This is a genomic window from uncultured Oscillibacter sp. (assembly GCF_947654275.1).
GTDB lineage: Bacteria > Bacillota > Clostridia > Oscillospirales > Oscillospiraceae > Oscillibacter.
Map to the genome: position 1 here is coordinate 35,517 of NZ_CANTJS010000015.1, position 23,821 is coordinate 59,337.

Sequence of the window (23,821 nt, forward strand, 5' to 3'; positions counted from 1 at the left end):
GTTTTGTTCCGTCAAGAGAGGAACCACAGAATTGCGCCCCGCTTTTTTGTGCAAAGCAGACAAAAGCCGTGCCGCAGCTGTCTTCACAGCCACGGCACGGCTTCATTCGGTTTCATGGTATTTCAGCATGCCTGCGGGGCCCCGTCACGGGGACGCCTGGTTTTCAAGCAGGAACAGGACCCCCTTTTCCGCTTCGTCCAGATGGGTCTGCAAAACGGAGGCCGCCCGGTCCGGGTCCCTGGCGAGGATTCCGTCGATGATGCCGATATGCTCCGTGATGGAATGCTCATAGCGCTTCCGGGTGTGGAGCGAAAACAGGCGCACGGGCTGCAGAACATTGTACACCCGGCTGGTCAGCTCACGCAGGAACTGGTTGCCCGAGTACAGGATGATGCTGTCGTGGAGCTCGCTGTCCAGCTGAACGTATTCCTCCATATCACTGTAGACCCGAAACGCCTCAAAGCGGCTCCGCAGCGTCAGAAAATGCCGTTCTTCCTCCTGCGTCAGTCTGGAGACGGCCTCCCTCAGGGCGAACTGCTCCAGCAGGCTGCGCACCTGAAAGATGTCCTTTACATTGAGCGGCGTCAGCGCCTTGACAAACAGGCCCTTCCCGCTGCCAGAGTCCAGCAGGCCGTCGTCCTTCAGCATGTTCAGCGCCTCCCGGACCGGCGTGCGGCTTACCTGAAACAGCTCGGCCAGCTCGGTTTCCTGGACCCTGGCGCCCTGGGAAAGCTGTCCGTTGATAATCATGGTCTTAATGCCCTCATAAACCTGCTCCCGGATGGTCCGAATCTTTGGTATGGTTAAGTTCATGGTAAAATCTCCTAAATTTACTTGCCTTCTATTATAACGCTTCCCCCGCCGCATTTTCAAGCTTCCTTTTGCCTTTTGTGCCGGACAGGGACGGTTTCAGATTTTAATTGATGGGAGACACGGCCCATGCTATAATGAAATTGCTGAATCTAAATTTGCGGAGGAGACCGGCGGCGATGATAGAACCGAACACATTCAAGGCAATCCTGGCGGAAAACGGGGGACGCCTTCCCCTGCTGACCCTTGATGAATTTTTCAGCGGGAACACAGAAGAGGACTCCATCGCCCCAAACCAATGGGGATATGGCCGCCCCACCCTCTCCGAGCTGTGGGATGTCCTGAAAAAAGTGGAATCCTTGTCCGAAACCGCATGGGTTCGCGTCGCCCTGCACGACGACACGGCAATCGCGGAACGCGGCGGGGACGAGGCATGTCAGCTGGTGGGAGACGCAATTGTGGTCTGCGGGGCTGTTCTACCGGCCGAACTGGAGGCATTTGTAAATTGTGAATGGCTGTGCTCGGACGGAGTCATTCAGGTCGAGGCTGATACCCTCGGCATGTATTCCCGGGTCCCCCCATTCCGGAGCACCTCGCGTGTCTGGAAATCGTGTGGGACTAATCTTCGGCGCTCCCCCCCGCCGGGCGCCGGACCGTCTGCCGAAACCCCGGTATACTTAGAGAATGGGCGGGCACAGAGGCCCGTCTCCTGCACCTCATCCTGATAAAATGCGCGAATGGACACGGCCGATTTCAAGAAAACAGTTGTCCGCGCCGGAAAAATATGTTAAACTGAGTGATATCTATCAAATCTGTCTCACGCTCTGAGCATCCGTCCGCCGCGGTCCGGGACGCCGGCGAAGCGGCGGAGGCAGGGAGACCGTCCCTACACAACTAAAACAGGGAGGCGATTTCATGCAGGTTCCGGCAGCACGGCAGCAGCGGAAAAGTTTATCCCGTCAGGTGATGGAATCCATCGAGAGGATGATTTTGGAACAGGATCTGCGCCCTGGAGACCCCTTGCCCACGGAGGCGCAGATTGCCGGGGAGCTGATGGTCAGCAAAAGCAGCGTCCGGGAGGCCGTCAAAATGCTGGAGGCCCTGGGCGTTGTAGAAATCCGCAGAGGGCTCTGCACGGTCATCAGCGCCAGCCCGGAACAGGGCTATATGAATGTCATGCTGTCCCATCTGTATCTGAACGACGGCAGCGCGGAAGAGCTCCAGGTCTTCCGCCGCACGATTGAGACCGCCTATACCGCCCTGGCCATCGACGCGGCCTCGGAGTCGGATCTGGCGGCCATCCAAAAGGCCCTGGAGGCCTTTCGGGAGAAATACCAGGCCAACACCCTGGAGGCCTCCGACGATGTCGCCTTTCACAATCAGATTCTGCTGGCCACTCACAACGCGTTCCTCATCAGCCTGGGCAGCGCGCTGAACGAGCTGTTCTCGGAGACCATCGCCGTCTCCATCAACCTCAATCCTCAGATTGCCGTGTCGGACCACGAGGAAATCTGCCGGGCCATCCTCTGCCGGGACAAGGAGGCGGCCTCCGCGGCCATCCGCAAAAGCGCAGAGCAGTGGGCCGCCGCCTACAAAATCCAGAAACCACCGCTGGAGCGGTGAGCAGCATGCCGGAGGCCCCCGCCTCCGGCATGCTTCCGCTTCCGGAAATTCCTGGAACCTGTCTTCACAGCCGCTGACCGCTGTCTGAACGGCCTTTTTCCCGTCATACCGCGTCGATTTTCCCTGCAATCCGTCCGGATTGCTGCGGGCGCAAAAGAGCTTCTTGTCTGACAGGAAAAATCCTCGCCCATCCAGCGACCCCCGGCTATGAATACAGATTCTTAGAACCGGAAAAAAGGGGATTGACAAAATGCCGAATCCTGTTATAATTTAAACATCAGATGTCTTATGTCTTTTACCGCACAATGTGAAAATTATGAGGAGGACGATTATGGGCAGGGTTTATTACGATCAGGACGGGAATATCGGGGCAGTTCAGGACAAGGTAATCGCCATCATCGGCTATGGAAATCAGGGCCGTTCCCAGGCGCTGAACATGCGGGATTCCGGCGTGAAGCACATCATTGTGGGCAGCATTCATGATTCCTCCTGGAACACGGCCAACGCGGACGGCTTCCAGACCTATTCCATTGCCGAAGCGGCCAAACGGGCGGATATCGTCTTTTTGCTGCTGCCGGACGAGGTGGCCCCGGAAATCTATGAAAAGGAAATTGCGCCCAACCTGCATCCCGGCGCGGCGCTGAATTTCGCCTCCGGCTACAACATCACCTATGGATTCATCAAGCCAGCCGCCGACCTGGACGTCATCATGGTGGCCCCCCGCATGATTGGCAAGGGCGTTCGGGAGACCTATGAGAACGGAACCGGCTTCCCCACCTTCGTCGTGGTCAATCAGGACGCCACCGGCCACGCCAAAGAAATCGCCGTGGGTCTGGCCAAGGCCCTGGGCTCCACCAAGGCCGGCGCCATTGAGGTTACCTTCAACGACGAGACCTATCTGGACCTGATGAGCGAGCAGGCAATCTGGCCGCTGATTATGAACGTCCTGGTGACGGCCTTCGACTTCTTCCACGAGAAGGGACTGCCTGCGGAGGCCATTCTGACGGAGATGTACATGTCCAAGGAGCCCATGGTCATGATGGAGAAGATGGCCGACATGGGTCTGTTCAAGCAGCTTCCCCTTCACAGCCGCACCAGCCAGTACGGGCAGATGTCCCGCTTCAAGATGGTCGACAACAGCGCCATGCGGGCTTTTATCGAAGAGCAGTACAATCACATTGTCAACGGCGACTTTGCCAGGGAATGGGAAGAGGTCAAGGCCGGCGGCATGAAGGAATTCGACCAGCTGTGGGCTGAGACGGAAAAACTGCCCATCTCCGTGGTTGAGGCGGAGGTCCGCAAAAATCTCTCCGGCGGAGCGAAGGACTGACCCTTTTCACGGGCTCCGGCGGCCAGCGCCGGAACACCATCCGGATATTTATGCAGAACGGGAGGGCGTATGCCCTCCCGTTTCCCGCTGTTTTCGTCCCATAAACCGGCGGCCCCGGCTCCTGCCGGGGTCCGCGTCTCGTCTCTCCTATTTCAGATATTTCTTCAAATTGCAGGTAACCGCCTGAATATCAATGGGCTTTGCCAGATGGTCGTTCATGCCGCACTCCAGGCACCGCTGAATGTCCTCGGAAAAGGCGTCGGCCGTCATGGCGATGATGGGAATGTCCGCGTCCGCCCGGTCCAGCCCCCGGATGGCGGCAGTGGCCTCGTAGCCGTCCATAACCGGCATCCGGACATCCATGATAATTGCGTCATAAAATCCAACCGGGGATTTCCGGAATTTCTCCACGCAGATTTTCCCGTTTTCGGCCCAGTCCAATTCCAGCTCAAGGTCGGAGAGCAGCTCGCTGGCCACCTCCCAGTTGAGCTCGTTGTCCTCCGCCAGCAGAATGTGCTTGCCCTTCAGCTCCACATCCCCCGCTCCCTCGGAGCCGCCGGCAGCTTCCGACGCCCTGCGGCTGGGCGCCGCCGCCCGCTTCAAATCCAGCACCACATGAAACTCGCTGCCCTGTCCCTGTTCGCTGCGGACGGAAATCGTTCCGTCCATAGCGTCCACGATATACTTGCTGATGGACATGCCCAGACCGGAGCCCTCCGTCTTCCGGACGCGGGTGTTGTCCTCCCGGCTGAAGGACTCGAAGATTACCTTCTGATACTCCTTTGACATGCCGATGCCGGTATCGCTTACCAGGAAGTGGGTGCGGACCCGGTCCCCGTCCTCCGGCAGCGCCTCCTGATACACTGTTATCCGAACCGAGCCCTTCTCCGGGGTAAACTTCACGGCGTTCCCCAGCAGATTGATCAGCACCTGATTCAGCCGCACACCGTCGCAGTACACGTTTTCCGAGAGGATTTCCCGGACATCGGCGGTGAATTGCTGGTTTTTCGCCGTCACCTGGGGCTGCATGATATTCACGATGCTGTCTATCGTCTCCCGCAGGGACATCGGCTCCACATTCAGCGTCATTTTGCCGCTCTCTATCTTGGATATATCCAGTACATCGTTGATGAGCCCCAGCAGGTGCTTGCTGGACAGGGCGATCTTGCCCAGGTAATCCCGAACGCGCTCCGGGTCGTCCGTGCTGTCCAGCGCCAGGGAGGTCATGCCGATAATGGCGTTCATGGGGGTGCGGATATCGTGGCTCATGCTGGACAGGAAATCCTGTTTGGCCGTGTTGGCCTGTTCCGCCTCCTTCTGGGCCTGCTCCGCAGCCTTCCGCGCCGCGTCCATCTCTATATTCATGCGCTTCAGCTCGGCCACCTGGTTTCTGAACAGCTTCAGGTACCGGAGGAATATGTAGAGGAGCATCGCAATCACCGCCAGGGACGCGGCGTAGACAATGGCGAGCCAGCGGCTCCCCATGCCTGAAATGGCGTCGTCCAGCCCCTCAAAGGGGAGGACCGTCACCAGATACCACTCACAGTAGGGAAGATTGGTGCAGTATATATGGCGGCGCGATCCGCCGTTCTTCACAATCGCGGAATAATCCTCCCCGGTCTCCATGGCGGTCTTCAGCTGCTGGATGCAGGTCTCCGCCTCCACATCCTGTCCGTCAAAGATGTCGTAGAGCCTGGTGAAATAGTTTTTGTGGGCGTCGTTTTCGTTTCCCACCACATAGCTGCCGTCCTTCCGGATGACGAAGGAATAGCTCAGCGACTTGTCTGAGTCCAGAAACAGCACCTCGCCCATATACTGGGCGGAGAGTCCCACCACAATCGCCAGGCTCTCGCCTCCGCCGGACATGGGATATTCGCAGGGAACGCCGAACAAAATCACGCCCTCGCCGCCGCTGCCGGCGGTGGAGGCCGCTTTGCGCTCTCCGTTCCGCAGGCTCTCCAGAAAGGGCTCCGGGTGGTTTGGCGCAACGGGGTCCCCGAAAATCATCTCAATTTCACCGTCGGAGGAGTACAGGGCGGCGCACAGAAAATGCCGGGCTCTGGCGCCGTACTCAATTTCCTCCCAGGTTCCGAAATCGGAATCCCCGTCCCCCTCCGCAATGTGAGCGATGGACTCCGCCATGGTCAGGCGGAGCTCAATAATCGTCTTAAAGTGCAGCGATACCTGCTCGTTCATTCCGGACATGTAGTTGGTGCCGATCTCCTCAATGGTGCCCTCACACATATTGTGAATAAACGCCCCCAGGAGGGAAAACACGAAGACCGTCAAACAGATGACTGCCACGATGCTGGTTTTCAAAGAGCGCAGCAAGGCTTTGTTGTTCATATCCTTTCCATCTCCACAGTATTCAATAATTTGTATCATCTCCATACAGCCGCCTAACGCTCTTTCAGCCTGCTCATAACCTGAAACATTCTGCGGACGTCCACCGGCTTTGCCAGATGCTCATTCATCCCTGCGTCCTTTGCCAGCACGATGTCCTCCTCAAAGGCGTTTGCCGACAGCGCTATGATGGGCACCGTCTTCGCGTCCGCCCGGTTCAGGCCCCGAATCACCCGGGCCGCCTCGTATCCGCTCATAACCGGCATCATCAAATCCATCAGTATGCAGTCAAACGTTCCCGGGGCAGAGGACTCGAAGGCGTCCACGGCGGCTTTCCCGTTGCTGGCGGTCACAGCCTCCGCGCCTCCGTCCCGCAGCATGAATTCCACAATCTCACAGTTGATCTCATTGTCCTCCGCCAGAAGAACCCGCATCCCGGAAATATCGCTCCGTTCTTCCTTCTCGGGGCGCGTCTCCCGGGCCTGATTCACCCGCATGGGCAGGGTGATCCGGACCACGCTTCCCTGGCCGGTCCGGCTGCTTATCTCAACCGTTCCGCCCATCTGGTCCACCAGCTTCTTCACAATGGACATGCCCAGCCCGGCGCCGTTATAGTTGGTCCTGGCGTCCTGGCGCTCCTGGGTAAAGGGCTCGAAAATGTGCTGTCTGAAGTCCTCCCCGATGCCGATTCCGGTGTCTTCAACGACGAAACGGCAGACGGCGGTCCCCTCCTGAAAGGCGGTTTCCTCCGCCCGGACGAATACGGAGCCGTTGGGCCGGTTGTATTTCAGGGCGTTGTCGATGACGCTCATCAGAATCTTCTTGACGTGCAGCGGATTCCCGACGACTCTGCTGTGCCGCAGGCCGGACGTCTCCAGCTCCAGCCGGACGGCCTGCTCCTCCGCAAGGGGGGACAGCACGGTGACACAGTCGTCCAGCACGGTGCAAAGGTCAAAGGGCTCCGACACCGCCGCCGCCCGCCCGCTCTCCAGCTTGCTGATCTGGAGGACGTCGTTCACCAGAGACAACAGATGCTCCGCCGACACGCGGAGCTTTCTCCGGCACTCTCTCTGCCGGTCCGGGTCATCCTGGCTTTTCTCCAGAATGGCCAGCATCCCCAGAATGCCGTTGATGGGCGTGCGGAGATCGTGAGACATGTGGGAGAGGAATTCGCTCTTGGCGGAGTTGGCCCGCTTCACCCGTTCCAGAAGCTCCATGATGGACTGCTCCTGCTTCTTCCGCACCGCCATGGTCTCCGTGATGTCCTGATGGTATCCGTTCAGGCAGACGCCGGGCTTTTGAAACGTCCGGTCCGGCACGCCGCCGCAGCGGACATAAATCTTGCCCAGCTTGGGATGATTCCAGGAATAAATCACCTCGGACCGTCCGGCCTCCAGAATCTCCCGCACCGCCTCCTCCACCATGCCCACATAGTCCGGCTCAATGCGCTCAAACCAGTGCCGGTAGCACGCTTCCGGCCCGATGCTGTCCGGCACCCCCAGGAGAATCCTCATGGTCCGGTCCGCATACATTCTGGGCGGGCAGCCCTCCTCCAGCTCGATGGTCCAGATGCCCGTTCTGGCTCCCTCCAGAATTCCCTCCAGGCTCTGCCGCCCCTCCAGGTAGCTCCGCTTCTGAAGCTCCCGGAACAGATTGCGCCGCTTCAGGGAGGACACGATAAAGTATGCCGCCGTCTGGAGGATATTCGTCGCGTATTCCAGGGACTTCACAGGGGGATTGTCCACGCCGTAAAAGCCGATGATCCGCTTCTTGTCATACAGGGGCACCACCACAAGGGACTGAATGCCCTGCCGCTTCAGGTTCTCATACTGAAGCGGCTCCGTCTCCCGAATATCCTCCACGTTCTGAATGACGATGTGCCCGCCGACGCTGAAATTCCGGTACCAGCTGGCGCACACCTCCGGAGGGACATTCTGAAGATTCTCCCGTTCCGGCTCCACCCCGTCGGCCACCCACTCATAGGTATTGTCGTCGCCGCCGGACTCGTTCTGCTCAAATATATAGGTCCGCTCTCCGTTCAGGGCCTTTCCCAGGTGCTCCAGCAGCACCTCCAGCGCCTGGTCCGGAGTCTCCTCCAGCAGAGCGGCACGAAGGCCCTCATTGATGACGGCCTCCAGATTCTGAACGCTTTTCATGCCGCTGTGGGGCTCGTGCGCCTCCATAACCGGCGCGCCCTCTCCGGCCTGTAAAATTTCCTCTGCATACTCCATCTGCCTGTCCTCCGCTTTCTCCTCACAGCCTCGCTTCAAAAGTCAGAAAATCCTAGACATAATACCATATGGACCCAGTTTCGTCAATGACAAGATGCGGAAAAATACATACACCGCCGGAAATGAAAAAATACTTCCCATAACCGGAAATCTATGGTATAGTAATCCCAAAGCCCACCGCCCATCAAACCGGCACGGCATGCAGGTTCCGGTCGAGATGGAAGGAGCGGCTTTTCCTGCTGTCTATTAGCAAAAACCATCCAGAAAAGGAGCGACGGAAACGTGACGGGAAAACGCGGGGGCTCTCCTGCCAGACGGGGAGCCAACATGAGCCTGAACAGGCGAATTTTACGGAATACCATACTGAATATTCTGGCTTTGGTGGTCATATGCTGCATCATTATGGCCATGTCCCTTCAGTCTCTGGCCAACAGCATCCTGCTGGACAGCCTTCAGCCTATGGCCCGGCAGTCGGCCAAGACGGTGGAGGCCAACGTCCACATGCTGGCCGACCGCATGATGACCATTGCCGGCGACTCCCGGCTGGTGCCGGCGACCGTCCCCAATCCGGACGAAACCCAGCCCCCCCTGCCGGACGCCGCCGCCACCAGAGCCGGACGGACGGCCGTGCTGGAAGAGGCCGCGGAGATCTATGAGCTGTACACCATCGCCCTGTATGACCTGGAGGGGCGTCTGGTGCAGGGGCTCGACGGCGCTCCCGCCAGCCTGGACGGCAGCTTCCTTTCCCTTTTAAAGGAGACGGACAATCTGACCATTGATTCCTCCACCATCTATCAGGGGAAGCTGGGGATTGTAATGGGGATGCCGGTGAAGGAAAACGGCGAAACCGCCCTCTATTTGTCGGGCGTCTATAAATACGACCTGCTGAACGATGTCATCAGCAGCATCAATCTGGGAAGAAGCGGCATGGCCTATATGGTCAACCGGGAGGGTATTGTCACCGGACACCCCGATCAGTCCCTGGCCCTCAATCAGAGCTCGCTGGTCCAGCTCAGCGGCGGCAACGGGGACGCGGCGAAACGGGTTACCACCGGAGAGACCGGCGCGGCGGAGTTCCCCATTGACGGGGAAAAGATGCTGGTGGCCTTTTCTCCCATCCGGGGAACCCAGTGGTCTCTGGTCATTCAGATACCCAAGTCGGATTACAGCCACTTTATCAACGGAGCCATGCTGATCTCCGTCTTTGCCACCCTGGCAGGCCTTATGGTCTCCATGCTGCTGATTCTGCGCTTTGCCCGCTCCATCTCCCGCCCGGTGAAGCGGGTGACGGACCGGATGGTAGCCCTCTCCAACGGCGATCTGCACACGGACGTGCTCCCCGTCCGCACGGGGGATGAGCTGGAGGTCATGACGCAGACCCTGGACGATACGCTCCAGAGCGTAAACCGGTACATATCGGATATTCAGCAGGTGCTGACCCATGTGGCGGACGGCGACCTGCGCACCGAACCTCAGGTGGACTACAAGGGGGACTTTGCGCTGATTCGGGGCAGCCTGCAAACCATCACCCGGTCCATGAACGAAACCCTTCTGGGCTTCCGGGCCGCCGCCGACCGGCTCACAGCAATGGCGGAGCAGCTCAGCGGCCAGTCCGCCCAGCTGCATCAGGCGTCCATGGAGCAGAATCAGTCCACCGAGGAGCTGGTCCACAAGGTGACCCACGTGAAGGAGCGGCTGGCCGACGTCACAGACAGCAGCGGCCGGACCCGTTCCCAGACGGAGGAGATCGCCCGCCGCATCCAGAGCGCCAACGAGCAGATGGCCGCCCTGTCCTCCGCCATGGACAATATCAGCTCCAATGCCCAGCAAATTACAAAAATTGCGAAAGACATTGAAGATATCGCCTTCCAGACCAATATCCTCTCCCTCAACGCCTCTGTGGAGGCGGCCCGGGCCGGAGCCGCCGGAAAGGGCTTCGCCGTTGTGGCCAACGAGGTCAAGCAGCTGGCGGCCAAAAGCGCCGAGGCCGCCCAGAGCGCCACGGAAATGGTCAACAACACCAAGGCCATCATCCAGACCGGCGTGGTGCTGACCGCCGACACCGCCGGTTCCCTCCAGGCGATTTCCGACGTCTCCGCCCAGATCAGCACCATTTCGGACCAGCTGGCGGCAGCCGTGCAGGGGCAGGAGCTGGCCCTGGCGGAGATGGAGGAACGGATTTCCGTCATTTCCGGCATCGCGGACCGCAATCTGCAAAACGCGGGGGAGACGGAGCAGTCCAGCGGCTCCCTGGCCAGGGAGGCCGAGGCGCTTCAGGCCCATGTGCAGAAATTCACTTTGAAGGAGACGTGCAGCCAATGAAACGGATCGCTGCCATACTGCTCAGTCTGCTGCTGACGGCCCCGCTGCTGGCAGGCTGCGGAAGCCAGGCGGGGCTTCAGGATGGATATTACACCGCCCAGGCGGCTGAATTCAGCCACGGCTGGAAGGAGTTTATCACCATTCTGGTGAAGGACGGAAGCATTATTTCCGTGGAATATAATGCGGAAAACGCCAGCGGATTCATTAAGAGCTGGGACAACGCCTACATGCAGACCATGCTTCATTCCAACGGAACCTATCCCAATGAATACACCCGATACTATGCGAACCAGCTCCTGGAGGGGCAGGGTCAGGGAAGCATCGACGCAATCACCGGAGCCACGTCTTCCCACGCCTCTTTTCAGATACTGGCTCAGGCTGTGCTGGAGCAGGCCCGGAAGGGAGATTCCAGCATCGCCATTGTGGATACGGCCCACTAAAAACCTGTATTCACAACCGTTAACGCTGTCTGAGGGGTCTTTTCCCCGCCGTACCGCACCGGTTTCCCTTGCAATCCGTCAGGATTGCAAGGGAAACCTTCTTGTATGAATACAGGCTCTAAGAGCCTTCCGCGCCCGGCGGGATACAGGGCGGGCCCTCCGCCTGCCGCCGAAGGCGGAACCCCACGGAAACGAATCAGCCATCAAGATTATGCGGGCCGTCTGTCCTTGTCAGGACAGACGGCCCGCATGACGTTGAAGCCGGATTTCCTCTTGTGCGTTCCTCTCCCCGGCGAAAAACGGAACCGTCTTCGGGGGGGAATTACAGATTTGCGAACCGGTCCATCTGCCTTTGCAGCTCCCCGACGATTTCCTGATTGGCGTCCATCCGCTCGGTGATTCCGCCCATGTCGTCTGCCAGAATGCGGGTGCTGCCGGCGGCGCCGTTGATGCCGGAGGCCGTTCCGTCGATGGAGCCGGAGATGCTGGAAATGGAAACGGCAATCTGGTCGATTGCAGTTTTCAGCCGTTCCACCCGTCCGTTATACTCCTCCATGGCCTGGCCGATGTAGTCCGAGTCCTCCCGGTACTGCTGCCCGGCCTGAATGGAGCGCTCCAGCTGCTCCGTGATGACCCTGCTCAGGTAGCTGGTCAGCTCACGGGCGCTGTTGGCCAGATATTCCACCGCCCCTGTGACAACGCCGCTGACCTGCTGAATGTGGCTGGCGGTCTCGGCGCAGGAGTCGGCCAGCTTGTGGACCTCCTGGGCCACAACGGAGAACCCGGCTCCCGCCGCCCCCGCCCGGGCGGCCTCAATGGAGGCGTTGACGGCGATGAGGTTGGTGGAGGAGGATATATTGAGGATATCCTCGGTGAGGCTTTTGATTTGCTCCACACTGTGGCTTTTCTCAATGGCCTGGTCCAGCATGGCCATAATCTCCCCGGTCTTTTCCCGGATCACCGCCGTCTCCTCCCGGGCGGTGCGCTCCATCTCCTCGGCCCGCTCCCGCATCTCGGCTGAGTAGGCCGTGATGGCGGAGCACTCCTCCGCCATGCTCTGGGTGTCCTCCTGCGTGCCGGCAGTGCTGGCGGTGATGATGGCCGCGGCGCTGCCCGCGATTTCCTCAAAGGCGGCGGAGAGCTGCTGCGTCAGCCTGGAAAGGCTCTTGACGCTCTCATTGGAGTGCTTTGCCCGCCGGCGCACCTCCCCCACCACGCCACTGATTCGCTCGGAGCTGTCCTGAAGCGTGCCCATTGTGTCCCGAATGGGGGTGAGGACGTATTTCCGGATAATCCGAAAGGCCGCCGCCACCAGGAAAATGCCCACGATTAAGGTGACGGCGCTGGTGATAAGGGAAATGATGTAAACCAGGGTGAGCCGTTCCCGGGCCTCTCCGGCCTGAGCGCTGACAGCGGCGGAAAGGGCGTCGATCTCCGACTCCGCAGCTCCGCTCCAGCGGGCCACGTCTCCGTTGGCTGTGGAATAGGCCTCCTGGGTCTTGCTGTCGGCGCTGGCGCTGACCAGGCAGACCAGGGCATGTTTGAATTCAGCATAGCTGTTGAGGAGAGACTGATAGGTCTCCCCGTCCTCCCTGGAAACATATGCCTCGTAGCCCTCCAGCTTCTCATCCAGGGCGGCCTCCTCCGCCTTGATCTCCTGCACCAGCTGAATCATGGTGGCGTGGTCCGCCGCCACGATATGGGACAGGGCCAGGCGGTGGATATTCATGACGGACCGCCTGATATCCTCCAACCGCTCCTCGCTGACCATGCTCCGTTCCACAATCGTTCCCGCGTTGGCGTGGACATTGTTGATGCTGAATACCGCAAGGATATTGGACAGCAGGGTAATCAGGCCCAACAGAATGATGGGCAGAATCAAGCGCTGCTGCAATGTCAGTCTGCCTTTCATGTGATTTCCTCCTGATGATTGTCTCCGAATTCTGAATCCGGAAATCATGACATTTGATTGAAACCGTTCTGCCCGCCGCCCCTGGGGGCCCGCAAAGCATGGCGTATATGACCTTTCCTGTTCGGAAGCAAGACAGTCATTATGATGTACTCAGCGCTGGATTACGCCTTCAACCATCCGGTCCAGCTGGGCCTGAAGGGACGTGCCGGAGGGGTTCCCCTGGGCCATGCTGGCGGAAAACTCCGCCACGGGGTCCCAGAACTTTCCTCCCACCCGCTGAAGCTGAGAGTAGTTGGACTGCTCCAGCAGGGCGGCAATCGCGGGAGAGGACTGGACCTGAGGAGAGTTGGCGGCGTTGACATTGGCCGGTCCCTGTCCCCGCACCTCAAAGCGCAGATTCTGGTTTTCCTCTCCGGTCATCCACTCCGCCAGCCGGGCCGCCCAATCCGGGTGCTTGGAATAGGCGTTCACGCCGATGAGCTTACAGCCGGAAAAGGACGCCATCTGCACCTGCTGCCCTGCGCAGGTATATGCAGGAAGCTTGGCGGCTCCCATGCTGCCGCCCCATGCCTCCTCCACGGCCAGGGCGTTCCACACGCCGCTGACGCCGGCAATGACCGTGCCGTCCCGTACACCGGCAAGGAATTCCCCGTCCGGGCGGTTGGAGAAGGCGGGACTGGCCGCAATATTCAGCATGGATTGGGCCACGTCCGTTCCGCGGATGGGACCCTCCGTGCTGTTCCAGGTGCAGTAATTGGTCAGCCCGTCTTCATTGAGGCCTATCTCCAGCCCGGTGTTGCCGAAGAAGGCATAGACATACCAGGCGGAGGACCAGTCCATGGACACCCGCTTGCCGGCCTGGGCGGCCACCTCCAGCATCCTGTCCAGGCTCTGGACGTCCTCCTCCGTAAAGTAGGCCTTGTTATAGTACAGGAAATATCCGTTATCTGCCGTCAGCGGGTAGGCATAGAGGGTCCCTCCCACGCTGGCCGCCTCCACCGCGGCGGGAAGGCAGTCGCTGCGGATGGCCGCGGCATCCGCGATGGGGTCCAGTCCGCCGGCGGCGGCCAGCGCCGCCACCTGGTCGTCGGCAAAGGCGAAGACGTCCGCGCCGCCCTCCAGATCAGCCAGCAGGGCGTCCTTGCAGTTTGACTCGCTTTGGGGCTGATAGGTAATCTGAAAGTCAGCCTGTCCGGCGTAGTGCGTTTTGAATGAGGAGAAAATCTGCTCCAGCAGCGCTTCGTCCTCCTCCGCGCCCCATACGGTCAGGGCAACGGTTTCCTTTGCGGACAGGCTTTCATCCGGAGGGGGCGTCTGCCCCGCGCAGGCGGTCAGCAGGAATGCCAAACAGGCGGATATCGCTCCAAGAAAAATCTGTTTTCCCACGGTTTCCATTCCTCCTATCAATTGCTGAAACATTATAGCATTCCGCGCATCAGATTTCAACCAAAATCCACCAGCGGCAGATGGATTTTCCGGCAGGTTTTCCCGGATGGGCGAGGAACCGAATGGGCGAAGGTTTTTCTCGTCGGACAAGGAGATTTCCCTTCCCACACTGACGTATGGCAAGGGAAATCGACACAGTATGGCAGGAAAAGACCAGCCAGACGGCGTGCGGCGGTTGTGAATACAGGTTCCGACCCGGAAGGGAATCCGCATTCACCGCCGTGCTCCGCTCCGCAAACCGCAGTTCCTGCCGGCCCAGCCGTGCGTCCAACTCCAGGTTATTCATGCTCTCCAGCATCTTATCCGGCAGAACTGCTCCGGGGTTAGGATGACTGCGATTCCGCGGAATGATATCCGGGGCTGGCTGTGAAATGCAGGCAGTCCTTGGGACAGGCCTCCACGCACTTCCCGCAGCGGATGCACTCCGGGGAGCGGGAGATTTCCTGTAAGGACAGCGCCGTGGGGCAGGCCCTCTCACAGGCCCCGCAGGAGATGCACCGCTCCTGCTCCCAGTGAATCTGCACCAGGCTGAAGCGGTTGAACCAGCCGTAAATGGCCCCCAGGGGGCACAGATACTGGCAGAAGGGCCGAAAGACCTTGACGGACAGCAGGACTATGGCAAGCAGAATCCCCAGCTTCCAGAGGAACAGCCCGCCGGCCTGACTCCGCAGCGACTCGTTGGCGCTCAGCAGGGGGAGGGCCCCCAGCAGGGTGCCGGAGGGACAGAGGTATTTGCAGAAGGCTGGGACCTTGGCGAAGCCCCCGAACAAAAACATGGACCCGATTCCCACCAGCAGAACCAGCGCCGCGTATTTCCCGTGCTTCAGGACACGGTGGAAGGGCAGGCGCTTTTTCTTTTTGAACAGGGGGATTTTGTGCAGAAGGTCCTGAACCAGCCCGAAGGGGCACAGCCAGCCGCAGACAAAGCGGCCCAGTACGCTTCCGAACAGGAAGAAGAAGCCCAGGGCGGCGAAGGGGACCTGAAAGCCCCGCTGGTTCAGCAGGGCCTGCAAGGCTCCGATGGGGCAGGAGGCCACGGCCCCGGGGCAGGAGTAGCAGTTGAGGCCGGGGACGCAGGCATATTTCAGACTGCCCTTATAGATGTTTCCCCGCAGAAAGCCGTACAGATACCCGTTGGTCACGATGGTGTACAGCAGCTGCACGGTCAGACGGATTTTTTTCATGGCTCACCCAATCCCGATGCACTCCAGGCAGATCATCACTGCCTTTCTCCAGATCACTGCAAACTGCCCCTGAGCGGCGCCCAGCCCAAGAAGGAGGACCCCGGCCAAAACGCCCCCCGCCCAGGCATAGCGGCTGTTATTCCTCCAGAAGCCCATGAATGATCTCCTCCCAGTCCGACTTTTCCGCGGCTCCGACAATGCCGCCCAGATAGGCCCCCTCTCTGTCAAAGAAGAAGGTGGTCGGCACGCCGCTGACGCTGGACAGCAGCGCCTGATCCAGAGAGGCGTTGGCCAGCAGGTGGGGGTAGTCCGCCCCGGTCTCCTGAACCAGGTCCTCCACAAGCGTCTGGTCCTCGCCCTCCCGCACGTCGCTGACGACGCCGATGATCTGGAACTCCGACGGGTCGTATTCCGCCGCCAGCTCGCCCAGTCCCGGCATCTCGCTCAGGCAGGGATTGCAGTAGGTGGCCCACACGTTGACCATGGTGAGACCGGACTGGGCGAAAACCTCCTGAGAAACCGCGTTTCCCTCCAGATCGGTTCCCTCAAAGGTGATGTAAATGGGCTCTTCCTCCGGGGGCGGCGTTTCCTGTGATTCTCCCTCGGGAGCGGCGGCGGCCGGCGGTTCCGCTTCAGGGGCGGTCCCGGCGGCGGTTCCGCCGCTGTCCCCGCCGCAGCCGCACAGCAGAGCCGCTGTCAGCATCAGATAGCCCAAAAGCACAATGAATCGTTTACGCATGTCTGTTCCTCCGTTTTTCATAAGGTTGTCTGCCCTGCCGGAAGACCGGGCCCGAGCAGGGGCGGCGTCACCGACCTTTCGATGGTCCCGGCGGGACTCCGTTTCTGTATCTGGCTTCTATTGTAACCGATTTGCGGCGAATGCGCAAGAATGGACCGGACATATTTGAGCCGCCGTCCGCCGGGGGAAGCTCCTGCCTGCGGATGCGGAGGGTTTCCCTTGCGGTGCGGCGAGTCTCTGTCATCAGCCCCGCATTTTTCGGCTTGGTGTACTCCGGCAGAGTGTTCACGATGTCCATGCCCTGACGCAGATCAAGAACATCCATGTGCCCGGATTCCTCATGCCAGGAACTCCTTACCTCTTTGAGATACGCTCGAATCAGTGTGAGGCTCAGGTCAACCATATCCGCCTCGTGGCTGAACCGGTCATCAAAGGGGACATTGCCGGAAAGGTTATAGAAATCCCGTTCCTCCTCGAAGGGTATGATGGTGCCGGACATCTTCCGGATGGAGCAGATACGTTCCTTCTCCTCCCTGACGCCGGCTTTTCCGGCGTTCGTCATCGACTCAAGCGGGATCTACCGGCGGGCGTTCTGATGACCCGTCAATCGTGATTACAAACCATCCATTCCGATGGCTTCTTTTTCTTAAATCAGTATGGCTGGCATTGCCCATACCGGCCGTGCAGAATGGCGGAATCGGTGCTGCCGGCAGTCGTCATTTGAAAAACTTTACATTCGTCCGTGAGGGTGTTAAAGTTAGAACCTGTATTCATAGCCGGGGGATGCTGAATGGGCGTGGATTTTTCCTATCAGACAAGGAGCTTTTCCGCAGCAATCCTGGCGGATTACAAGGGAAATCGACACAGTATGGCGAGAAAAAGACCGTTCAGACAGCGTTCAACGGTTGTGAATACAGATTCTTAACCCATAAACTTGCAGGAAGGAAGAACACAAAATGACATATCTTGCTCATATTGCCCAGGATGATCGCAGGCAGACGGTCTTGGAACACCTGAATGGAACCGCAGAGCTGTGTGCCGGGTTTGCCGCCGCCTTTGGAACGGAGGAACTGGGAAGGCTCGCCGGACTATCGCATGATTTGGGAAAATATTCTGACGCCTTTCAGCGGAGGCTGCAGGGGAGTCCGGAACATGTGGACCATTCCACAGCCGGTGCAGCGGAATGCTGCAAGCTGGGGCAAAGCTGTGCGGCCTTTGCAGTGGCGGGGCATCACGGCGGTCTGCCCGACGGCGGCGGGCAGGGGGATCACTACGAAGAAAAGACCTTCTTCGGCCGCATGAAGAAAGCCGCCATGGGGAAACTGGAGCCCTGCGATGCCTGGCAGCGGGAAACCCGGCTTCCCACAGTCCCCCAGCGGACGTTCTCAGGTCCGCTGGAGGAGATGTTTTTTACCAGAATGCTTTATTCCTGCCTGGTAGACGCAGATTTCCTGGACACAGAGACATTTATGGCAGGAAGGGAACGGGAGCGCGGCGGAGGAGACCCGATGGAGATACTGGAGGATAAACTCCAATCTTATGTCTCCGGCTGGTTTCCTCCAGAAACGGAGCTGAACCGGGAACGCTGTGAGATTTTGGAGCATTGCATAGAACAGGGGGAGCGCCAACGTCCGGGGCTCTTTACCCTGACCATCCCCACCGGCGGCGGCAAAACCGTGGCGTCCCTGGCCTTTGCCCTGTGCCACGCCCGCACCCACGGACTGCGCCGGATTATCTATGTCATCCCGTATACCTCCATCATCGAGCAGAATGCCCAGGTCTTCCGGGAAATTCTGGGGGATGAGAATGTACTGGAGCATCACTCCGGCATTCTCTATGACATAGAGGACGAGGCCGGGCCGGAGAACGCCAGACTGGCCAGAGCCACTGAAAACTGGGATATGCCGGTGGTGGTGACTACGGCAGTGCAGTTTTTTGAATCTCTCTTTGCCAGTCGCTCCTCCCAGTGCCGCAAGCTGCACAACCTGGCCAAAAGCGCCGTCATCTTTGACGAGGCGCAGATGATGCCCGTCCCCTATCTTCGTCCCTGCGTCTTTGCAATCGCTCAGCTGGTGAAGAATTTCGGCGTTTCCGCTGTGCTTTGTACCGCCACACAGCCTGCGCTGGACGGAATATTCCGGGAATTTCTGCCGGACCGGCCCGCCGCAGAGCTGTGCCCGATGTTCCATCGGGAGACATTCCGGCGCGTCATCTTCCGGCGGGAGGGAAAACTGTCCTGGGAGGCCGTGGCAGAGCAGATCAACGGGCAAAAACAGGCCCTGTGCATTGTCAACAGCCGAAAAAGCGCACAGACAATCTATAATCTGCTGGACAAGGACGGGGCCTTCCATCTGTCGACTCTGATGTACCCTGCCCACCGGAAGACAATACTGGAGGAAATCCGGACGCGTCTGAAGGACGGCTTACCCTGCCGCGTGGTATCCACCTCCCTCATCGAGGCCGGGGTGGATGTGGACTTTCCAGCGGTGTTCCGGGAAGAGGCGGGACTGGATTCGATTCTCCAGGCGGCGGGCCGGTGCAACCGGGAGGGAAAGCGGGCTGCCGGGGAGAGCGTTGTCACCGTATTCCAGAGCGAGACCCCGCCGCCGTCTCTGTTTGAAATTCCCGTGGCCGCGGGCCGCCGGGCGCTGAACCGGTATGACCAGCCGGACAAGCCGGAGGCGATTCGGTATTATTTCCAGGAGCTGCTGGGTCTGAAAGGACCGGAGGCCCTGGATCAAAGGAACATCCTCAAAATCATGGAGCGGGAATTCATGCCCTTCCGGAAAATCGCGGAGCGGTTCCACCTCATCGACAGTGAGACCAGGACCGTGTACATCCCCCTGGGCGAAGGAGAGGAGCTGATCCGGCGGCTCCGCTCCGGCCAGGGCGGCAGGGCGCTGTTCCGGGCGCTGGGTCAGTATGGCGTCTCTGTCTATCCGCAGCACTTTGCGGCCCTGGACCTGGCCGGGGACGTGGAGGTGCTGGAGGACGGAAGCACGGTCCTGACCAACCTGTCACTGTATAATGACAGCACCGGACTGTCGCTGCGTGCGGACGAAGGAAAAGCTCTATTCATTTAAAGCAAGCATCATCATTCCCGGCAGGCGGGCCGGCCAAGAGCCAGCCCCTACGGGCGGACCTGTAGGGGCAGCCGCCTTCGGCGGCCCTTTGTTCATAATTTTGAAGATTGCTATCATATACATAGCTGGGGCGGCAGACAATTCTGCCGCCCCGCACTATATAAAGCAGCCTTTCTTATTCACCCCGCACCCATGCTGCACGGAAGACAGAATTGATGGCAGCACAACTTTCCCCCTCATTCAAGCATAAAAAATTTCGCGAATCCTGTCTTTTCAATTTTACAAAACCCAAAATATGTGATATAGTACAAAACAGAAGCGAATAGAGTCGAGAAAATTAAATATTTTAACCAATGCGAGAGGAGTGAACGCCATGCCGATTTCATTGGAGGTGTGGGGAGACTACGCCTGCTTCACACGTCCGGAGATGAAGACGGAACGGGTCAGCTATGATGTGATGACGCCCTCTGCCGCTCGGGGCCTGCTGGAATCCATATACTGGCACCCGGGCCTGCAGTGGGTCATTGACCGCATCCATGTCTGTGCCCCCATCCGCTTTACCAACCTGCGGCGCAACGAGGTAAAATCCACCGCCAGCGCCCGGGCGGCCCGGACGGTGATGGAGCGGGGAAAGGGAGAACTGTATCTTGTCACCTCCCAGGACATCCAGCAGCGGGCCGCCATGCTGCTACGGGATGTGCGCTATGTCATTGACGCCCATTTTGATATGACCGGTCAGGCGTCAGCCAGCGACAACGACGGAAAATTCCAGGATATTATCAAGCGCCGGATCAGGCGGGGACAGTTTTACAGCCAGCCCTATTTTGGATGCCGGGAATTTCCCGCGCAGTTCAAGGCGTGCGAAACCCCGCCGCCCTGTCCGGAGGAGCTGAAGGGCGTGCGGGAACTGGGGTACATGCTTTGGGATCTGGACTACTCTGATCCCGGGAACATTGCCCCCCTGTTCTTCCGGGCAGCACTTCGGGACGGTGTGCTGGCGGTTCCCGCCCGGGACAGCGGGGAGGTGATCGGATGATCTTACAGGCGCTTGCGGAGCACTATGAGGACCTGGCCGCTCAGGGCAGGCTGGCCCGTCCCGGCTGGAGCAACGCCAATATCTCCTATGCGCTGTATATCAACGACGACGGAGAGCTGGAACAGGCGGTTTCCCTCAAGCAGGAGGAGGAGCGCGGAAAGAAAAAGGTGCTGGCGCCCCGGCCTATGTCCCTCCCTGCCCCGGTCAAACGGTCCAGCGGAGTGGCCTCCAATTTTTTGTGGGACAACTCCAGCTATCTTCTTGGAATCGACGAAAAGGGAAAGCCGCAGCGGAGTTTGGAGTGTTTCACTGCCTGCAAAGTGCTCCATCACCGGATTTTAAACGGAGTAGACAGTCCGGCAGCCCGGGCGGTGCTGGCCTTCTTTGACCGCTGGGACCCGGCAACAGCCAGGGAGCATTCCGCACTGGCGGACAAGCTGGAGGATATTCTGGCGGGAGCAAACCTGGTATTCCGATATGACGGCGTTTATCTCCAGGACGACGCCCTGATTCGGCCGGCGTGGCAGGCCCATTACGACTCCGCCGGGGATGGTCCTGAACTGGTGTGCCTGGTTACCGGAAAGAAGGGAGCGGCGGAGGCCGTTCACCCCTCCATCAAGGGAGTGGCCGGAGCCCAGTCCAGCGGCGCGGCCCTGGTGTCCTTCAATGGCGACGCCTTCTGCTCCTACGGCCGGGAACAGAGTCTCAACGCCCCCACCAGCAAATATGCGGCCTTTGCCTACACCACCGCGCTGAACCATCTGCTGGCGGATCGGGACTATGTGGGGCGAATCGGGGACACCACGGTGCTGTTCTGGGCAGCCGGCGGCCAGCAGGCCTATCAGAGCTTTTCCATGGCCAGCCTGTTCGGCGCCCCCGCCGCTTACTCGGTTTCCGACCTGCAAAAGATGACCCTCGACCTGTGCCAGGGAAAGCCCGTCCTGTTTGAGGAAGCCCGGCTGGACCCCAATACTGCTTTTTACGTTCTGGGCCTGTCGCCCAACGCCGCCCGGCTGTCGGTGCGGTTCTTCCTTAAAAACACCTTCGGGGCATTTGTCCGAAACCTTCAGGCCCACCAGGAGCGGCTGGAAATCGTCCGCCCCTCCTTTGACAAGTTTGAAACGATTCCTCTCTGGAAGCTGCTGGACGAAACGGTAAACCGGAATTCCCGGGACAAATCTCCAACGCCCGGAATGGCCGGCGAGACTCTGCGCGCCATTTTGAGTGATACGCCGTATCCCGCCACGCTGCTCAATGGCGTCTCCCTGCGCATCCGTGCGGAGCGGGACATCACCAAAGGCAGAGCCGCCATACTGAAAGCCTACTATCTGAATCTGAAAAAAACCCACCCTGACGTGCCAAAGGAGGTCTTAACCGTGTCCCTGAATCCGGACAGCACCAATATCCCCTATACCCTGGGCCGGCTGTTCTCCGTGCTGGAGGCTATCCAGTCCTCGGCCAATCCCGGTATCAACGCAACCATTAAGGACAAATACTTTAATTCCGCATCTTCCACGCCCAGCCGGGTGTTTCCCACACTGATTAACCTGGCCCAGAAGCATCTGCGGAAGCTGGACAAGGGCTGGAGCATTTCCTACAGCAAACAGTTAACCGAGCTGACCGATAAGCTGGGAGAAGCCTTCCCCGACCGGCTGAGTCTGCCGCAGCAGGGCGCGTTTCAGCTGGGATATTATCACCAGACCCAGAGCCGCTATACAAAAAAGGAGGAAGCTGAACATGTCTGAACCCATTCAAAACCGTTATGAATTTGTCATCCTGTTCGACGTGGAGAACGGAAATCCCAACGGCGACCCAGACGCCGGCAACATGCCCCGGGTGGACCCGGAGACCGGTCTGGGGCTGGTAACCGACGTATGTCTCAAGCGGAAGATACGCAATTATGTGGAGACCGTCAAGGAGGACGCCGCCGGCTACCGTATCTACATCAAGGACGGGGTTCCCCTCAACCGCAGTGACGCCGAGGCCTATGCCCAACTGGATATCACAGAAAAGACGGTGAAGGAAAAGAAAAAGGCAGATCCTGATCTGGATGAGAAAGTACGGGATTGGATGTGTGCCAATTTCTATGACATCCGCACCTTCGGAGCGGTGATGACCACCTTCGTCAAGGCGGCCCTGAACTGCGGCCAGGTCCGGGGGCCGGTGCAGCTGGGCTTTGCCCGCAGTGTAGAGCCGGTGATGCCGCAGGAGGTGACCATCACCCGTGTTGCCATTACCACGGAGGCCGATGCGGAGAAGAAGGGCACCGAGATGGGCCGCAAGTACATCATCCCCTATGGCCTCTACCGCTGCGAGGGCTATGTCTCCGCCAATCTGGCCCGCAAAACCACCGGCTTCTCCGAAGAGGACCTGGAGCTGCTTTGGCAGGGAATCCTCAATATGTTTGAGCACGACCACTCTGCCGCCCGGGGCAAGATGGCGGTACGGGAGCTGATTATTTTCAAACACGACTCCGAGCTGGGCTGCGCACCGGCCTGGAAGCTCTTTGAATCCGTGAAGGTGGAGCGGACCTGCAAGGATGACCCCGCCCCGGCCCGGTCCTATGGAGACTATCGGGTCACTGTGGATGAATCCGCGCTGCCTGCCGGCATTACCTGCCGGCGCATGGGATGAGCTGGCCTGAGGGTCGCTCTCCGTGAGGGGAGCGTGGATTGAAATTGGTATTCCTTTTCACCCAGCACCACACCCATCTGGTCGCTCCCCTCGCGGGGAGCGTGGATTGAAATTCCGTCACCCAGCAGGGGCAGTTCTCCTGCCTAGTCGCTCCCCTCGCGGGGAGCGTGGATTGAAATAAGGGCGGGGCAAAAACCGATGCGCACGTCACAAGTCGCTCCCCTCACGGGGAGCATGGAAGGAGGCATCATTATGTCAAAATGGTACTTCAACTACGCCCCCAGTAAATACGAGGACATTGACAGAGACGGTTTCAGTTACACGCGGGGTGAGTATGTCAACCTTTGGGACGACAGCGAATTTCGCCGTGAAGAAGAGGAGCTGGGCCGGTGCCGCGAACAGGAAAACTGGTAACCTCTTGATTCTTTCAGGGGACAACTGACCCGAATCCCAGAAACAGCAGCCGAATCAAGCACAGACTGCCGCCCTCCGGGGCAAGGCTTCCCGGAGGGCGGCGTTTTCTCTGTCTGCGGCTGAAGCTGTGGTCAAAATCAACACGAGCTGATAAACCCCATCACAAAATCGCCCAAAAATCAAGAAAAACCGCCGTTTCCTTTCAGAAACGGCGGTTTTATGGAGTAAGTGGGTAAAATCGATTTTTCGTTGAATCCTTTGCGGCACAACGATT

General features: G+C 59.1%; 21 protein-coding genes. 10 read left to right on the forward strand and 11 right to left on the reverse strand.

The window, feature by feature from the left end:
• Positions 1-144 precede the first annotated feature (144 nt).
• Positions 145-813, reverse strand: a complete 669-nt coding sequence (locus tag Q0063_RS05785) for a GntR family transcriptional regulator (RefSeq protein ID WP_297871028.1) — start codon at positions 811-813, stop codon at positions 145-147.
• A gap of 912 nt (positions 814-1,725) precedes the next feature.
• On the opposite strand from Q0063_RS05785, the gene Q0063_RS05790 reads away from it, so the two are divergent.
• Positions 1,726-2,433 (forward strand): FadR/GntR family transcriptional regulator, encoded by a 708-nt coding sequence (locus Q0063_RS05790; protein WP_297871029.1) that lies wholly within the window; start codon positions 1,726-1,728, stop codon positions 2,431-2,433.
• A gap of 331 nt (positions 2,434-2,764) precedes the next feature.
• A complete protein-coding gene (ilvC, locus tag Q0063_RS05795) occupies positions 2,765-3,763 on the forward strand; it encodes a ketol-acid reductoisomerase (protein WP_297871030.1) in 999 nt (332 codons plus the stop codon).
• A gap of 147 nt (positions 3,764-3,910) precedes the next feature.
• On the opposite strand, the gene Q0063_RS05800 is transcribed toward ilvC, so the two are convergent.
• On the reverse strand, positions 3,911-6,109 hold the full coding sequence (locus Q0063_RS05800; RefSeq protein WP_297871031.1) for an ATP-binding protein: 2,199 nt from the start codon (positions 6,107-6,109) through the stop codon (positions 3,911-3,913).
• 53 nt (positions 6,110-6,162) lie between these two features.
• A complete protein-coding gene (locus Q0063_RS05805) occupies positions 6,163-8,337 on the reverse strand; it encodes a GAF domain-containing hybrid sensor histidine kinase/response regulator (RefSeq protein WP_297871032.1) in 2,175 nt (724 codons plus the stop codon).
• Between the two features lie 282 nt (positions 8,338-8,619).
• On the opposite strand from Q0063_RS05805, the gene Q0063_RS05810 reads away from it, so the two are divergent.
• Together Q0063_RS05810 and Q0063_RS05815 are read left to right on the forward strand one after the other, a co-directional pair.
• On the forward strand, positions 8,620-10,659 hold the full coding sequence (locus Q0063_RS05810; protein WP_297871033.1) for a methyl-accepting chemotaxis protein: 2,040 nt from the start codon (positions 8,620-8,622) through the stop codon (positions 10,657-10,659).
• Positions 10,656-11,099: an FMN-binding protein gene (locus tag Q0063_RS05815; RefSeq protein ID WP_297871034.1), complete on the forward strand. Its 444-nt coding sequence runs from the start codon at positions 10,656-10,658 to the stop codon at positions 11,097-11,099. Before Q0063_RS05810 ends, Q0063_RS05815 begins: the two co-directional genes overlap by 4 nt.
• Positions 11,100-11,421: 322 nt before the next feature.
• On the opposite strand, the gene Q0063_RS05820 is transcribed toward Q0063_RS05815, so the two are convergent.
• The 7 genes from Q0063_RS05820 to Q0063_RS05850 all read right to left on the reverse strand — a co-directional run bounded on the left by Q0063_RS05820 (position 11,422) and on the right by Q0063_RS05850 (position 16,942).
• Positions 11,422-13,011 (reverse strand): methyl-accepting chemotaxis protein, encoded by a 1,590-nt coding sequence (locus tag Q0063_RS05820; protein WP_297871035.1) that lies wholly within the window; start codon positions 13,009-13,011, stop codon positions 11,422-11,424.
• 150 nt (positions 13,012-13,161) lie between these two features.
• Positions 13,162-14,397: an extracellular solute-binding protein gene (locus Q0063_RS05825; protein ID WP_367180340.1), complete on the reverse strand. Its 1,236-nt coding sequence runs from the start codon at positions 14,395-14,397 to the stop codon at positions 13,162-13,164.
• 49 nt (positions 14,398-14,446) lie between these two features.
• Complete coding sequence (locus tag Q0063_RS05830) at positions 14,447-14,743, reverse strand: hypothetical protein (RefSeq protein WP_297871036.1); 297 nt, start codon at positions 14,741-14,743, stop codon at positions 14,447-14,449.
• A gap of 37 nt (positions 14,744-14,780) precedes the next feature.
• Positions 14,781-15,641 (reverse strand): 4Fe-4S binding protein, encoded by an 861-nt coding sequence (locus Q0063_RS05835; protein ID WP_297871037.1) that lies wholly within the window; start codon positions 15,639-15,641, stop codon positions 14,781-14,783.
• Between the two features lie 3 nt (positions 15,642-15,644).
• Complete coding sequence (locus Q0063_RS05840; protein ID WP_297871038.1) at positions 15,645-15,797, reverse strand: CD1871A family CXXC motif-containing protein; 153 nt, start codon at positions 15,795-15,797, stop codon at positions 15,645-15,647.
• Positions 15,778-16,380 carry a TlpA disulfide reductase family protein gene (locus tag Q0063_RS05845; protein WP_297871039.1) on the reverse strand — a complete coding sequence of 201 codons (603 nt, stop codon included), beginning with the start codon at positions 16,378-16,380 and terminating at the stop codon, positions 15,778-15,780. Before Q0063_RS05845 ends, Q0063_RS05840 begins: the two co-directional genes overlap by 20 nt.
• A 67-nt stretch (positions 16,381-16,447) precedes the next feature.
• Positions 16,448-16,942 carry a hypothetical protein gene (locus tag Q0063_RS05850; RefSeq protein WP_297871040.1) on the reverse strand — a complete coding sequence of 165 codons (495 nt, stop codon included), beginning with the start codon at positions 16,940-16,942 and terminating at the stop codon, positions 16,448-16,450.
• A 47-nt stretch (positions 16,943-16,989) separates the two neighbouring features.
• Between Q0063_RS05850 and Q0063_RS05855 the strand changes: the two genes are divergently transcribed.
• The 6 genes from Q0063_RS05855 (at position 16,990) to Q0063_RS05880 (ending at position 23,547) form a co-directional block, all read left to right on the forward strand.
• A complete protein-coding gene (locus tag Q0063_RS05855) occupies positions 16,990-17,340 on the forward strand; it encodes a hypothetical protein (RefSeq protein WP_297871041.1) in 351 nt (116 codons plus the stop codon).
• Entirely contained in the window at positions 17,337-19,463 is a 2,127-nt protein-coding gene (gene cas3, locus Q0063_RS05860; protein ID WP_297871042.1) for a CRISPR-associated helicase Cas3', read from the forward strand. The genes Q0063_RS05855 and cas3 overlap by 4 nt, the downstream gene beginning before the upstream one ends.
• A gap of 373 nt (positions 19,464-19,836) precedes the next feature.
• Entirely contained in the window at positions 19,837-20,499 is a 663-nt protein-coding gene (gene cas5c, locus Q0063_RS05865) for a type I-C CRISPR-associated protein Cas5c (protein WP_297871043.1), read from the forward strand.
• Positions 20,496-22,244, forward strand: a complete 1,749-nt coding sequence (cas8c, locus tag Q0063_RS05870; protein WP_297871044.1) for a type I-C CRISPR-associated protein Cas8c/Csd1 — start codon at positions 20,496-20,498, stop codon at positions 22,242-22,244. Before cas5c ends, cas8c begins: the two co-directional genes overlap by 4 nt.
• Positions 22,237-23,133, forward strand: coding sequence for a type I-C CRISPR-associated protein Cas7/Csd2 (cas7c, locus tag Q0063_RS05875; protein WP_297871045.1), 897 nt, complete (start codon positions 22,237-22,239; stop codon positions 23,131-23,133). The genes cas8c and cas7c overlap by 8 nt, the downstream gene beginning before the upstream one ends.
• Before the next feature lie 252 nt (positions 23,134-23,385).
• A complete protein-coding gene (locus Q0063_RS05880) occupies positions 23,386-23,547 on the forward strand; it encodes a hypothetical protein (RefSeq protein WP_297871046.1) in 162 nt (53 codons plus the stop codon).
• 54 nt (positions 23,548-23,601) lie between these two features.
• Here the strand turns inward: Q0063_RS05880 and Q0063_RS05885 are convergent.
• Positions 23,602-23,821 (reverse strand): hypothetical protein (locus Q0063_RS05885; protein ID WP_297871047.1); only part of this gene is annotated, 220 nt, incomplete at its 5' end.

What these genes read in the sequence shown, in the direction of transcription:
- Q0063_RS05785 (WP_297871028.1), bottom strand. Translation starts at nt 813, where the DNA reads ATGAACTTAACCATACCAAAGATTCGGACCATCCGGGAGCAGGTTTAT.
- Q0063_RS05790 (WP_297871029.1), top strand. Translation starts at nt 1,726, where the DNA reads ATGCAGGTTCCGGCAGCACGGCAGCAGCGGAAAAGTTTATCCCGTCAG.
- ilvC (WP_297871030.1), top strand. Translation starts at nt 2,765, where the DNA reads ATGGGCAGGGTTTATTACGATCAGGACGGGAATATCGGGGCAGTTCAG.
- Q0063_RS05800 (WP_297871031.1), bottom strand. Translation starts at nt 6,109, where the DNA reads ATGAACAACAAAGCCTTGCTGCGCTCTTTGAAAACCAGCATCGTGGCA.
- Q0063_RS05805 (WP_297871032.1), bottom strand. Translation starts at nt 8,337, where the DNA reads ATGGAGTATGCAGAGGAAATTTTACAGGCCGGAGAGGGCGCGCCGGTT.
- Q0063_RS05815 (WP_297871034.1), top strand. Translation starts at nt 10,656, where the DNA reads ATGAAACGGATCGCTGCCATACTGCTCAGTCTGCTGCTGACGGCCCCG.
- Q0063_RS05820 (WP_297871035.1), bottom strand. Translation starts at nt 13,011, where the DNA reads ATGAAAGGCAGACTGACATTGCAGCAGCGCTTGATTCTGCCCATCATT.
- Q0063_RS05830 (WP_297871036.1), bottom strand. Translation starts at nt 14,743, where the DNA reads ATGAATAACCTGGAGTTGGACGCACGGCTGGGCCGGCAGGAACTGCGG.
- Q0063_RS05835 (WP_297871037.1), bottom strand. Translation starts at nt 15,641, where the DNA reads ATGAAAAAAATCCGTCTGACCGTGCAGCTGCTGTACACCATCGTGACC.
- Q0063_RS05840 (WP_297871038.1), bottom strand. Translation starts at nt 15,797, where the DNA reads ATGGGCTTCTGGAGGAATAACAGCCGCTATGCCTGGGCGGGGGGCGTT.
- Q0063_RS05845 (WP_297871039.1), bottom strand. Translation starts at nt 16,380, where the DNA reads ATGCGTAAACGATTCATTGTGCTTTTGGGCTATCTGATGCTGACAGCG.
- Q0063_RS05850 (WP_297871040.1), bottom strand. Translation starts at nt 16,942, where the DNA reads ATGACGAACGCCGGAAAAGCCGGCGTCAGGGAGGAGAAGGAACGTATC.
- cas3 (WP_297871042.1), top strand. Translation starts at nt 17,337, where the DNA reads ATGACATATCTTGCTCATATTGCCCAGGATGATCGCAGGCAGACGGTC.
- cas5c (WP_297871043.1), top strand. Translation starts at nt 19,837, where the DNA reads ATGCCGATTTCATTGGAGGTGTGGGGAGACTACGCCTGCTTCACACGT.
- cas8c (WP_297871044.1), top strand. Translation starts at nt 20,496, where the DNA reads ATGATCTTACAGGCGCTTGCGGAGCACTATGAGGACCTGGCCGCTCAG.
- cas7c (WP_297871045.1), top strand. Translation starts at nt 22,237, where the DNA reads ATGTCTGAACCCATTCAAAACCGTTATGAATTTGTCATCCTGTTCGAC.
- Q0063_RS05880 (WP_297871046.1), top strand. Translation starts at nt 23,386, where the DNA reads ATGTCAAAATGGTACTTCAACTACGCCCCCAGTAAATACGAGGACATT.